The 12,955-nt window shown below is 68.5% G+C and carries 7 protein-coding genes, 2 rRNA genes and 2 pseudogenes; 9 read left to right on the plus strand and 2 right to left on the minus strand.

Features of this window, described 5'->3' with window-relative positions; all coding sequences use genetic code 11:
- Positions 1-12: 12 nt before the first annotated feature.
- From DWB77_RS29405 to DWB77_RS38480, 4 genes and pseudogenes are all read left to right on the plus strand, one after another.
- Positions 13-3,137 (plus strand): 23S ribosomal RNA (locus tag DWB77_RS29405).
- Between the two features lie 105 nt (positions 3,138-3,242).
- A 5S ribosomal RNA gene (rrf, locus tag DWB77_RS29410) occupies positions 3,243-3,359 on the plus strand.
- Positions 3,360-3,690: 331 nt separating this feature from the next.
- Positions 3,691-4,953 (plus strand): annotated as a pseudogene (locus DWB77_RS39475) (hypothetical protein); the annotation flags it as partial.
- A gap of 72 nt (positions 4,954-5,025) precedes the next feature.
- Positions 5,026-5,982 carry a tetratricopeptide repeat protein gene (locus tag DWB77_RS38480; protein WP_246033933.1) on the plus strand — a complete coding sequence of 319 codons (957 nt, stop codon included), beginning with the start codon at positions 5,026-5,028 and terminating at the stop codon, positions 5,980-5,982.
- 216 nt (positions 5,983-6,198) lie between these two features.
- Here the strand turns inward: DWB77_RS38480 and DWB77_RS29425 are convergent, their stop codons facing one another.
- Complete coding sequence (locus DWB77_RS29425) at positions 6,199-7,482, minus strand: DUF1015 domain-containing protein (RefSeq protein WP_120724701.1); 1,284 nt, start codon at positions 7,480-7,482, stop codon at positions 6,199-6,201.
- Positions 7,483-7,554: 72 nt separating this feature from the next.
- Here DWB77_RS29425 and DWB77_RS29430 point away from each other — a divergent pair.
- The 4 genes and pseudogenes from DWB77_RS29430 (at position 7,555) to DWB77_RS29445 (ending at position 11,599) form a co-directional block, all read left to right on the plus strand.
- A pseudogene (locus DWB77_RS29430) lies at positions 7,555-8,579 on the plus strand (HAD-IIA family hydrolase).
- Between the two features lie 64 nt (positions 8,580-8,643).
- A complete protein-coding gene (locus DWB77_RS29435; RefSeq protein ID WP_174248643.1) occupies positions 8,644-9,702 on the plus strand; it encodes an iron chelate uptake ABC transporter family permease subunit in 1,059 nt (352 codons plus the stop codon).
- Positions 9,703-9,752: 50 nt separating this feature from the next.
- Positions 9,753-10,727, plus strand: a complete 975-nt coding sequence (locus tag DWB77_RS29440; protein WP_120728394.1) for a FecCD family ABC transporter permease — start codon at positions 9,753-9,755, stop codon at positions 10,725-10,727.
- A gap of 71 nt (positions 10,728-10,798) precedes the next feature.
- The gene (locus tag DWB77_RS29445) at positions 10,799-11,599 is read left to right on the plus strand and encodes an ABC transporter ATP-binding protein (RefSeq protein ID WP_120724705.1); all 801 of its coding nucleotides are present in this window, start codon (positions 10,799-10,801) and stop codon (positions 11,597-11,599) included.
- A 661-nt stretch (positions 11,600-12,260) separates the two neighbouring features.
- Here the strand turns inward: DWB77_RS29445 and DWB77_RS29450 are convergent.
- Positions 12,261-12,608: an SCP2 sterol-binding domain-containing protein gene (locus tag DWB77_RS29450; RefSeq protein WP_120724707.1), complete on the minus strand. Its 348-nt coding sequence runs from the start codon at positions 12,606-12,608 to the stop codon at positions 12,261-12,263.
- A gap of 42 nt (positions 12,609-12,650) precedes the next feature.
- Here DWB77_RS29450 and DWB77_RS29455 point away from each other — a divergent pair, with 42 nt between their 5' ends.
- The gene (locus DWB77_RS29455) at positions 12,651-12,941 is read left to right on the plus strand and encodes a hypothetical protein (protein ID WP_120724709.1); all 291 of its coding nucleotides are present in this window, start codon (positions 12,651-12,653) and stop codon (positions 12,939-12,941) included.
- Positions 12,942-12,955 lie beyond the last annotated feature (14 nt).

The following is a 12,955-nucleotide window of genomic DNA, read 5'->3' on the forward strand; positions in this document are numbered from 1 at the left end:
GCGAGCATCTGTGGCCAAGTTTTTAAGGGCGCACGGTGGATGCCTTGGCACCAGGAACCGATGAAGGACGTGGGAGGCCACGATAGTCCCCGGGGAGCCGTCAACCAGGCTTTGATCCGGGGGTTTCCGAATGGGGAAACCCGGCAGTCGTCATGGGCTGTCACCCATACCTGAACACATAGGGTATGTGGAGGGAACGAGGGGAAGTGAAACATCTCAGTACCCTCAGGAAGAGAAAACAACCGTGATTCCGGGAGTAGTGGCGAGCGAAACCGGATGAGGCCAAACCGTATGCGTGTGATACCCGGCAGGGGTTGCGCATGCGGGGTTGTGGGATCTCTCTTTCACAGTCTGCCGGCTGTGAGGCGAGTCAGAAACCGTTGGTGTAGGCGAAGGACATGCGAAAGGTCCGGCGTAGAGGGTAAGACCCCCGTAGCTGAAACATCAACGGCTCGTTTGAGAGACACCCAAGTAGCACGGGGCCCGAGAAATCCCGTGTGAATCTGGCGGGACCACCCGCTAAGCCTAAATATTCCCTGGTGACCGATAGCGGATAGTACCGTGAGGGAATGGTGAAAAGTACCGCGGGAGCGGAGTGAAATAGTACCTGAAACCGTGTGCCTACAAGCCGTGGGAGCGTCGCGCATTGAGTTTACTCAGTGCGTCGTGACTGCGTGCCTTTTGAAGAATGAGCCTGCGAGTTAGCGGTGTGTAGCGAGGTTAACCCGTGTGGGGAAGCCGTAGCGAAAGCGAGTCCGAACAGGGCGATTGAGTTGCACGCTCTAGACCCGAAGCGGAGTGATCTAGCCATGGGCAGGTTGAAGCGGCTGTAAGAGGTCGTGGAGGACCGAACCCACCAGGGTTGAAAACCTGGGGGATGACCTGTGGTTAGGGGTGAAAGGCCAATCAAACTCCGTGATAGCTGGTTCTCCCCGAAATGCATTTAGGTGCAGCGTCGTGTGTTTCTTGCCGGAGGTAGAGCACTGGATAGGCGATGGGCCCTACCGGGTTACTGACCTTAGCCAAACTCCGAATGCCGGTAAGTGAGAGCGCGGCAGTGAGACTGTGGGGGATAAGCTCCATGGTCGAGAGGGAAACAGCCCAGAGCATCGACTAAGGCCCCTAAGCGTACGCTAAGTGGGAAAGGATGTGGAGTCGCAGAGACAACCAGGAGGTTGGCTTAGAAGCAGCCACCCTTGAAAGAGTGCGTAATAGCTCACTGGTCAAGTGATTCCGCGCCGACAATGTAGCGGGGCTCAAGCGTACCGCCGAAGTCGTGTCATTCCAGCATATAGGGCCAACGCCTGCTGGGATGGGTAGGGGAGCGTCGTGTGCCGGGTGAAGCCGCAGCGGAAGCTAGTGGTGGACGGTTCACGAGTGAGAATGCAGGCATGAGTAGCGATACACACGTGAGAAACGTGTGCGCCGATTGACTAAGGGTTCCTGGGTCAAGCTGATCTGCCCAGGGTAAGTCGGGACCTAAGGCGAGGCCGACAGGCGTAGTCGATGGACAACCGGTTGATATTCCGGTACCCGCTTTGAAACGCCCAATATCGAGCCCATTAATGCTAAGGCCGTGAAGCCGCCCTGATCTCTTCGGAGTTGAGGGGAGTGGTGGAGCCGCTGACCCAAGGTGGTAGTAGGTAAGCGATGGGGTGACGCAGGAAGGTAGTCCAGCCCGGGCGGTGGTTGTCCCGGGGTAAGGGTGTAGGCCGTGCGGTAGGCAAATCCGTCGCACATTAAGGCTGAGACCTGATGCCGAGCCGATTGTGGTGAAGTGGATGATCCTATGCTGTCGAGAAAAGCCTCTAGCGAGTTTCATGGCGGCCCGTACCCTAAACCGACTCAGGTGGTCAGGTAGAGAATACCGAGGCGTTCGGGTGAACTATGGTTAAGGAACTCGGCAAAATGCCCCCGTAACTTCGGGAGAAGGGGGGCCATCACCGGTGATAGCACTTGCTGCTTGAGCTGGGGGTGGCCGCAGAGACCAGCGAGAAGCGACTGTTTACTAAAAACACAGGTCCGTGCGAAGCCGTAAGGCGATGTATACGGACTGACGCCTGCCCGGTGCTGGAACGTTAAGGGGACCGGTTAGTCACATTTCGGTGTGGCGAAGCTGAGAACTTAAGCGCCAGTAAACGGCGGTGGTAACTATAACCATCCTAAGGTAGCGAAATTCCTTGTCGGGTAAGTTCCGACCTGCACGAATGGCGTAACGACTTCTCGACTGTCTCAACCATAGGCCCGGTGAAATTGCACTACGAGTAAAGATGCTCGTTTCGCGCAGCAGGACGGAAAGACCCCGGGACCTTTACTACAGTTTGATATTGGTGTTCGGTTCGGCTTGTGTAGGATAGGTGGGAGACTTTGAAGCGGCCACGCCAGTGGTTGTGGAGTCGTCGTTGAAATACCACTCTGGTCGTGCTGGATGTCTAACCTCGGTCCGTGATCCGGATCAGGGACAGTGTCTGATGGGTAGTTTAACTGGGGCGGTTGCCTCCTAAAGAGTAACGGAGGCGCCCAAAGGTTCCCTCAGCCTGGTTGGCAATCAGGTGTTGAGTGTAAGTGCACAAGGGAGCTTGACTGTGAGACCGACGGGTCGAGCAGGGACGAAAGTCGGGACTAGTGATCCGGCGGTGGCTTGTGGAAGCGCCGTCGCTCAACGGATAAAAGGTACCCCGGGGATAACAGGCTGATCTTCCCCAAGAGTCCATATCGACGGGATGGTTTGGCACCTCGATGTCGGCTCGTCGCATCCTGGGGCTGGAGTCGGTCCCAAGGGTTGGGCTGTTCGCCCATTAAAGCGGTACGCGAGCTGGGTTTAGAACGTCGTGAGACAGTTCGGTCCCTATCCGCTGCGCGCGCAGGAACATTGAGAAGGGCTGTCCCTAGTACGAGAGGACCGGGACGGACGAACCTCTGGTGTGCCAGTTGTCCTGCCAAGGGCATGGCTGGTTGGCTACGTTCGGAAAGGATAACCGCTGAAAGCATCTAAGCGGGAAGCCTGCTTCGAGATGAGTGTTCCCACCTCCTTGAGAGGGTAAGGCTCCCAGTAGACGACTGGGTTGATAGGCCAGATGTGGAAGCCCGGTAACGGGTGGAGCTGACTGGTACTAATAGGCCGAGGGCTTGTCCTCAGTTGCTCGCGTCCACTGTGTTAGTTCTGAAGCAACGAACAGTTGCTGGTTGAGCAGAACCCACTTAATTGAAAAGTGTGCTTGTTCGCTCGAAACCGATAGGGTTTCGGTGGTCATAGCGTTAGGGAAACGCCCGGTTACATTCCGAACCCGGAAGCTAAGCCTTTCAGCGCCGATGGTACTTCAGGGGGGACCCTGTGGGAGAGTAGGACGCCGCCGAACAATATTTATGGACCCTTGGTCCCAGCGTTCACGCTGGGACCAAGGGTCTTTTTGTTTTTCCGCTTTGTTTTGCCGAAGCGCGTCGGGCAGCCGACTGCGCGAGAATGACTGTAGTACCCGAAGACTAGGAGTCACGATGTCCACCAACTCTCCCGACGATCGTCCGGAGCGCGAGCCGCGCCGTCAGGATGGTGGCGACCGGGGCGGCTACCGCGGTGGCCGAGACGACCGCGGTCCGCGTCGTGACAACGACCGCGGTTGCTACGGCGGGCGTCGTGACGACAGTCGCGGTGGCGCGCCCAGCGGTGGCTCCTCCGGCGGTGGGTACCCCCGCCGCGACGACCGCGGCGGTCGCCCCGCCGGCGGCGGCAGCTCGTACGGCCGTCGCGACGACCGTCCGGCCCCCCGTCGCGATGACGACCGTGGTGGTTTCCGTCGCGATGACAACCGCGGTGGTGGCGGCGGTTTCCGTCGTGACGACAACCGGGGTGGATCTGCCGGTGGTGGCAGCTCGTTCGGGCGTCGTGACGACCGTCCCGCCCCGCGCCGTGACGACAACCGCGGTGGTGGCGGCGGCTCCTACGGTCGCCGTGACGACAACCGTGGTGGTGGCGGCGGTTTCCGTCGTGACGACAACCGGGGTGGTGGCGGCGGTTTCCGTCGTGATGACAACCGTGGTGGGTCTGCCGGTGGTGGCAGCTCCTTCGGGCGTCGTGATGACCGTCCGGCTCCGCGTCGGGACGATGACCGTGGTGGGTTCCGTCGTGATGACAACCGCGGTGGGTCTGCCGGTGGTGGCAGCTCCTTCGGGCGTCGTGATGACCGTCCGGCTCCGCGTCGGGACGATGACCGTGGTGGGTTCCGTCGTGATGACAACCGCGGTGGGTCTGCCGGTGGTGGCAGCTCCTTCGGGCGTCGTGATGACCGTCCGGCTCCGCGTCGGGACGATGACCGTGGTGGGTTCCGTCGTGATGACAACCGCGGTGGGTCTGCCGGTGGTGGCAGCTCCTACGGGCGTCGTGACGACCGTCCGGCCCCGCGCCGCGACGACAACCGCGGTGGTGGCGGCAGCTCGTACGGGCGTCGTGACGACCGTCCCGCCCCGCGTCGCGATGATGACCGTGGTGGGTTCCGTCGTGACGACAACCGCGGTGGTGGCGGCGGTTTCCGTCGTGATGACCGTCCGGCGCCGCGCCGTGACGACAACCGTGGCGGCGGCGGCTCGTACGGGCGTCGCGACGACCGTCCCGCCCCGCGCCGCGATGACGACCGTGGCGGGTTCCGTCGCGATGAGCGTCCGGCGCCGCGCCGTGACGACGACCGTGGTGGGTTCCGTCGTGATGACAACCGTGGTGCTGGCGGCGGCTCGTACGGACGTCGCGATGAGCGTCCGGCTCCCCGTCGGGACGACGACCGGGGTGGCTACGGCGCCCGGCGTGACGACCGTCCGGCTCCGCGCCGCGACGACGACCGTGGTGGGTTCCGCCGTGACGACCGGGGCGACCGCGGTGGCTACCGTGGGCGTGAGGACCGTCCGGCCCCCCGTCGCGACGACGACCGGGGTGGCTACGGGCGTCGGGACGACCGGGACCGGGATCGTGACCGCGAGCCCGTCAAGCGGTTGCCGATCGACGAGGACGTCACCGGTGACGAGATCGACGCCGATGTGCGTCAGGAGCTGATGAGCCTGCCCAAGGGTCTCGCCGAGGAAGTGGCGTGCAACCTGGTGATGGTGGCGCGGCTCATCGACGACGAGCCCGAGCAGGCCTACGCCTACTCCCGCATCGCGCTGCGGCTCGCCTCCCGCGTCGCCGCCGTCCGCGAGGCCGCCGGCTTCGCCGCGTACGCCACCCAGAAGTATTCGGAGGCGCTCGCGGAGTTCCGTGCCGCGCGTCGGATGACCGGCTCGGTCGAGCTGTGGCCCGTCATGGCGGACTGCGAGCGCGGCCTCGGTCGTCCCGAGCGGGCGCTGGCGATGGCCGGCGAGCCCGAGGTGCAGAAGCTCGACAAGCCCGGCCAGGTCGAGATGCGTCTCGTCGCGGCCGGTGCGCGCCGGGACATGGGGCAGCTGGACGCGGCCATCGTGACCCTCCAGAGCCCCGAGCTCGCGTCGAACTCCGTACAGCCGTGGACCGCGCGACTGCGCTACGCGTACGCCGACGCGCTGCTGGCCGCGACCCGTGAGGACGAGGCCCGCGAATGGTTCGCCAAGGCGCTTGAGGCGGACAAGGACGGCTCGACCGACGCCTCCGACCGGCTCGCCGAGCTGGACGGGGTCGACTTCGTCGACGCGATGGCCGAGAACCACGACGTCGACGCGGACGCCGAGCTCGAAGCGGACGACGACCTCGACGCGGCGCGTGGTGAGGTCGAGGACGCCCCTGAGTTCGACGACGAGGGCGAGGAGGAGGACGACTTCGAGGGCGACGACTCCGATGTCGTCCGCGCCGCCGAGGTGGTCGACGCGGACGAGGTCATTGACGCCGACCTGGTGGAGTCCGCGCCGAACGAGGCCGTTCCGTCGGTGGACAAGGCCGAGAAGGCCGACAAGGCCGAGAAGGCCGACAAGGACGAGAAGGTCGACAAGAGCGGCCGGAGCGAGCAGAGCGACAAGGACGCCTGACGTCGGGTGATGTCTGAGCGTTGAGGAAGAGGAAAGAGGCGGTGCCCCCGGTCGGGGCGCCGCCTCTTTTCGTTCTGGTGCCCTGAGGAGGGGGCGACTTCTTCGTCTGCGGACCGTGCGGGGCTGGTCGCGCAGTTCCCCGCGCCCCTAAGGGGGCACCCGTGTAGGGCGATCGCGGCTGCGGTCACCGGGCCCGGCGGGTGGGATCGCGTCGGGTCAGTTCACCGTCAGGCTGCGCAGGACCAGGCCCGAGGCCGGTTTCGGGCCGAAGGAGGTCGACTTGCGGGGCATGGTGACGCCCTGGCGGGCCAGGTCCCGTACGACCTCCTCGCGGACCGGGTGCATCAGGACCGCCGTCTTGCCGTGGCGTTCCGCCTGTTCGACGGCGGCGGCCGTGTCGTGGATGTACGCGATCTCGTCGGGCGTGTCCGGGATCCGCCAGATGTCGTCGAGCAGGGTCGAGTGCAGCACCGTCGCGTCCAGCGAGCGCCAGGCCGGCGGCCGGTCGGCGCGGATCGTACGGGCCAGCAGTGCCTCGTCCGGGTGGTCCAGAAGGTGGAAGCGGCCGTCGCCCGCGAGGAGGAAGGCGTTGCCCCGCGAGGCCGCGTCGCCGAGGGCCTCCAGGGCGCTGGGGAGCGGGACGTCGAGGGTGCGGACGCGGAAGGCGCCGGACGCGGTGACCGCCGCGAGGGCCTTGGAGACCGGAACGCGGTGCAGGAGGCGGTGGATCGCGCGGACCCGCAGCGGGTAGCGGGCCGTGTCCACGAGCAGGACGAGGCCGAAGTCCCACGGGCCGGGCGATGCCTGCTCGTCGCGCAGTCGCAGATAGGTGGCCCAGCGGTGGTGGCCGTCGGCGATCACCGCCTGGTGGGCCGCGAGGTCGGCCTGGACCTCGGCGAGGTCGGCCGGATCGGTGAGCGCCCACAGGCGGTGGCGGAAGCCGTCCTCGGTGGTGGTGCGCAGGAGGGGCTCGCCCTCGATGGCGCGCTCGATGACGCCGGTCGCGCCGGTGGGTGTGGTGCTGCCGTGGTAGGTCAGGAGCAGCGGTTCGAAGTGGGCGGCGGTGGTCCGCATGAGGGCCGCGCGGTCCTCGACGACGTGCGGCATCACGTCCTCGTGCGGCAGGACGACGCCCGCGGCCGGTTCGGACAGCGCGAGGGCGCCGATCAGCCCGCGTTGCAGGATGCCGTCGCCCTCCTGCTCGTACACGTACAGGGCCGGCACGGGGTCGGGGGCGAGGACGCCCTCGTCGAGCCAGTCGTCCAGGGTGAGGGCGGCCTGCTGGTTGCGGGCGGCCGGTGAGGAGGCCTGCGGCAGGATCAGCCGGACGATGTTGTAGGGGTCGGCGGATTCCAGGTGCAGCAGACCGTCGGGGCGTACGACCACGTCGTACGGCGGCGAGGTCACGGCGGCGAGGCTGCCCACCCGCTCGGGAACATAGCGCAGTCCGCGGAACGGGATCAGGCGCAGCCCGGGGTCCGCACGCCCAGTTGTGCTCATCCGTGCATGGTATGTGGGGTTCGGGCATACGCGATGATCGGGGGGAGAGCATCGATCGAGGAGTGGATGAAGATGAGCCAGACCGGCCGGATCAAGCCGAGCGGCAGCGAGCGGGCGCTGAACGAGGCGTACGACACCGCCCTGCTGGATCTGGACGGGGTGGTCTACGCGGGCGGCGCCGCGATCGCGCACGCCGTGGACGCGCTCGCCGAGGCGCGGGACGGTGGCATGCACCTGGCGTACGTGACCAACAACGCGCTGCGGACGCCGGACGCGGTGGCCGCGCATCTGACCGAGCTCGGGGTGCCGGCCGAGGCGACGGACGTGATCACCTCGGCGCAGGCGGTGGCCCGGCTCGTCTCCGATCAACTGCCCGAAGGATCAAGGGTGTTGCTCATCGGCGGTGAGGGGCTGCGAGTCGCCCTGGAGGAGCGAGGGCTCGTACCGGTCGAGTCGGCCGACGACGATCCGGCCGCCGTGGTGCAGGGGTACGGGGGGCCGGACTTCACCTGGTCGCGGTTGGCGGAGGCCTCCTACGCGGTGGCGCGCGGGGTGCCGTGGTTCGCGTCCAACACGGATCTGACGATTCCGAGCGGGCGGGGCATCGCGCCCGGCAACGGCGCGGCGGTCGAGGCCGTGCGCATCGCGACCGGTGCCGAGCCGCAGGTGGCGGGCAAGCCGCTGCCCCGATGCACCGGGAGACGGTGCTGCGGACCGGCGCGAAGAAGCCGCTGGTGGTCGGGGACCGGCTCGACACGGACATCGAGGGCGCGCACAACGGCGGGGTCGACTCGCTGCTGGTGCTGACCGGGGTGACGGACGGCGCCCGGCTGCTGGCCGCCCGGCCCGAGCACCGGCCCACCTTCGTCGACGCGGATCTGCGGGGTCTGCTGACCGGGCAGCCCGAAGTGGGCGGCGAGGACGGCCGGTTCACCTGTGGCGGATGGACCGCGTCCGCGGACGGGGAGTTTGCGCTCGACGGGGACGGGGAGGCGATGGACGGGCTGCGGGCGCTGTGCGCGGCGGCCTGGAGCCGGGCCGGGGACGGTGTCTGTGAGCTGGACGCGGCGAAGGTGCTGGCGCGTCTGGGGCTCTGAAGCCCAGCACCCGGGACCACATCCCGGGACCACATACAGCGGAGGGTAGGCTAACCTAACCTCCGTGTTGGTAGACAGCCCTCCTCAGCCGCGCGACGGGACCTCGCCCGCGCCCCCGGCCCCGACCGTGAAGCGCCGTACGGTGCGTGCCGCCGGTCTGTTCGTGTCCGTGGGCGCGCTGGCGCTCGTCGCCGTCGCCAGCATCGCGATCGGCGCGAAACCGATGGCGCCGGGCGATGTCTGGCACGGCCTCTTCCACGCCTCCGGCACCGCCGACGACGTCCTCATCCATGACGTCCGGGTGCCGCGGACCCTGCTCGGGCTGCTGGTGGGGGCCGCGCTCGGCCTGGCCGGCGCGGTGATGCAGGCGCTCACCCGCAACCCGCTCGCCGAACCGGGAATCCTCGGCGTCAACGCGGGAGCGGCCGCCGCGGTGGTCTCCGCCATCAGCTTCCTCGGCGTCAACTCCCTCACCGGATATGTGTGGTTCGCGTTCCTGGGGGCCGGCGTGGTGTCGGCGGCGGTGTACCTGCTCGGCGGCAGCCGCGCCGCGACACCCGTACGGCTCGCGCTCGCGGGGACCGCGGCCAGCGCCGCGCTCTACGGCTACATCAACGCCGTCCAGCTCACCGACTCCGCTGCCCTCAACCAACTGCGGTTCTGGCAGGTCGGCTCGCTGGCCGCGGCCGACATGACGACCGTCCGCAAGGTCGCGCCGTTCATCCTCGTCGGGCTCGTCGTGGCCCTGCTGCTCGCGCGGCCCCTCAACGCGATGGCGCTGGGCGACGACACGGCCCGCGCGCTCGGCACCCGGCTGACCCGCACCCGGATCGCGTCCATGGTCGTGGTCACCCTGCTGTGCGGCGCCGCGACCGCCGCCTGCGGGCCCATCGTGTTCATCGGCCTGATGGTGCCGCACATCGTGAGGGCCATCACCGGGCCCGACCTGCGGTGGATCCTGCCGTACGCGGCGGTGCTCTCGCCCGTGCTGCTCCTCGGCTCCGACGTGGTCGGACGGGTCGTGACCCGGCCCGCCGAGCTCCAGGTCGGCATCGTCACCGCGCTCATCGGCGGTCCCGTCTTCATCCGTCTCGTACGGCGCAAGAGGATGGCCCAGCTGTGAAGGCGATACGTACCCCCGGCGGCCTCTCCTTCCGGGCCGAGCCGCGCGCGATGGCCGTGGTCGGCGGGCTCGCCGCGGTGGCACTCGCCGCCGGTGTCGTCCTGATCGGCACCGGCGACTTCACCATCGCGCCCGGCGACGTCGTAAGCAGCCTGCTCGGATCGGGCACCCCCGCGCAGGACTTCATCATCAACGAACTGCGGCTGCCGCGCGTGCTGGTCGCGCTCCTGGTGGGTGCCTCGCTCGGCATCTCCGGCGCCCTGTTCCAGTCCATCTCCCGCAATCCGCTGGGCAGTCCGGACGTCATCGGCTTCGGACAGGGCTCCTCGGTGGGCGCCCTCACCGTCATCGTGTTCTTCCACGGCGGCGCGGTCGCCGTCTCCCTCGGCGCGCTCATCGGAGGGCTCGCCACCGGCCTCGCCGTGTACCTCCTCGCCTGGAAGAAGGGGGTGCACGGCTACCGGCTCGTCCTGGTGGGCATCGGCGCGGCCGCCATGCTCACCGCCGGCATCCACTATCTGCTCACCAAGTCCACCCTGGTCGACGCCACCCGGGCGATGGTCTGGCTCACCGGCTCCCTCGACGGGCGGGACTGGGCGCAGGTCTGGCCGCTGCTCGCCCTGTTCGCGGTGCTGCTTCCGGTGGTCCTCGCCTACGGGCGGCCCCTGCGGATGCTGGAGATGGGCGACGACGCGGCGTACGCGCTCGGCGTGCCGGTGCAGCGCACCCGTACCGTCCTGATGCTCGCGGCCGTCCTGCTCAACGCCTCGGCGACCGCGGCCGCCGGGCCCATCTCCTTCGTGGCGCTGACCGCGCCCCAACTCGCCCGCCGCCTCACCCGCGCCACCGGGCCCAACGTCATCGCCTCCGCCTGCATGGGCGCGACCCTGCTGGTCGTCGCCGACTGGGGCGCCCAGCGGCTGTTCGGCGAGAGCACGCTGCCGGTGGGGGTGCTGACCGGCATGGTCGGCGGCGTCTATCTGCTGTGGCTGCTCGTCACGGAGCGGCGGGCGGGGCGGATATGAGCGGCTCTCCCCGGCCCGGCCCCGGCCCCAACTCCCTTACGGCTCACGGTTCTTCTGGCAGGAGTACGAGCATGCAGCGCCTCAGCGCCGAATCGGTCACCCTCGGCTACGACCAGCGGGTGATCGCCAAGGATCTGTCGGTCGAGATCCCCGACCACTCCTTCACGGTGATCGTCGGGCCCAACGCGTGCGGCAAGTCCACCCTGCTGCGGGCCCTGTCCCGGATGCTCAAGCCAAGCCGGGGGCAGGTGCTGCTCGACGGGCAGAGCATCCATTCGCTGCCCGCGAAGAAGGTGGCCAGGACGCTGGGGCTGCTTCCGCAGTCCTCGGTCGCGCCGGACGGGATCACGGTGGGGGACCTGGTCGCGCGCGGGCGCTATCCGCACCAGGGGCTGCTGCGGCAGTGGTCGCCCGAGGACGAGCGGATCGTCCAGGAGTCCATGGAGGCGACGGGGGTCGGCGGGCTCGGGGAGCGGTACGTCGACGAGCTGTCCGGCGGGCAGCGCCAGCGCGTCTGGATCGCCATGGCGCTGGCCCAGCAGACGCCTCTGCTGCTGCTCGACGAGCCGACGACGTTTCTCGACATCCAGCACCAGATCGAGGTGCTGGACCTGTGTGCGCGGCTCCATGAGGAGCAGGGGCGGACGTTGGTGGCGGTGCTGCACGATCTCAACCAGGCGGCGCGGTACGCCTCGCATCTCATTGCCATGCGGGAGGGGGAGGTGGTGGCGGAGGGGGAGCCGTCCTCCGTTGTCACGGCGGAGTTGGTTGAGCGGGTGTTCGGGGTGCGGTGTCAGGTGATCGCTGATCCTGAGACGGGGACGCCGTTGGTTGTGCCGGTGGGGAGGCGGCGGGCGGCTTTGACGGGCTGATTCCTCCCCACCCCGCCCCTTCCCGAGACCCTCCGGGGGCGTGGGTGGCTGAGGCGGGTTCCCTGGGGCTCTGCCCCAGACCCCGTTCGCGCCTTGAGGGCGCTCGTCCTCAATCGCCGGACGGGCTGAAATGCCCGGCGCGGGCCAGCACCGACACCACTCGGGCACACGCGGTGCGCCGGAAATGCCGGTGCGGGCCGGCACCAGCCCCGCCAGGGGCGCGGGGAATTGCGCGAGAAGCGGGCACGGTCCGCAGCCGAAAGCCTGGGGCTCCGCCCCAGACCCCGTTCGCGCCTTGAGGGCGCTCGTCCTCAATCGCCGGACGGGCTGAAATGCCCGGTGCGGGCCCGCACTGACGTCACTCGGGCACACGCGGCGCCCCGGAAATGCCGGTGCGGGCCGGCACTGACGTCACTCGGGCACACGCGGTGCCCCGGAAATGCCGGTGCGGGCCGGCACCGACGCCACTCGGGCACACGGGCCCGGAAATGCCGGTGCGGGCCGGCACCAGTCCCGCCAGGGGCGCGGGGAACTGCGCGACCAGCCACGCACGGTCCGCGGACCGAAGGGCTTAGGGGCGCGGGGAACTGCGCGAGAAGCGGGCACGGTCCGCAGGCGTGGGAGGGGTTGGGGGCGCGGGGAACCGCGCAGGGGGCCGGGGTCAGAGGAGGGTGCGGAGGCGGAGGAGGTCGCGGAAGCCGGCCTCCACGCGGACCCTCCCGGACGCCCACGCCTTCGCGAAGTTCAGCTCGCCCCCCACCAGCGCCACCAGATCGTCCCCCGCCATCGCCAACCGGATCTGCGCCCGCTCCGCGGGCACCCCCGGCACCGTGTCGTGCACCTCGACGCGGCCGCCCCTCAGCCGGCCCGAGAACGTGACGTCCAGGTCCGTGATGTGGCAGCTCAACGAGCGGTCCAGCGCGGCGGCGGCATGCACATCGCCCTCCGCGCGGGCCAGATTGTCCGAAAGTTTGTCGAGTGCCGCGCGGCACTCCTCCGTGGTCGCCATCGTGACCGACCGTACCCCAGGGCTTCGCGGTAGCGTCGTGGCATGAGCGACTCGACGCCGCCCGACGCGGCGGAACCCGAGGTGGGCGGCCCCGTACCCCTGGACGTGCCCCGCGCCCCCACCGGCGACGCCGCCGTCGACGCCCTCGTCGAGCGGCTCGGCGACGTCGACCACCTCGGTACGGACGGCCACCTGGAGGTGTACGAGGATGTGCACCGGGGGCTGCGCGACTCCTTGAGCGCGCTGGACGCCCGCCCAGGGCACCCTCCCTCCCCGGGGGCGGCGCCGGGAACATCCGGACCGGCCCGGCCGTTGGCCGAGCGACGCCCCTGACGGCCCGCCGGGCC

Source organism: Streptomyces hundungensis (assembly GCF_003627815.1).
GTDB lineage: Bacteria > Actinomycetota > Actinomycetes > Streptomycetales > Streptomycetaceae > Streptomyces > Streptomyces hundungensis_A.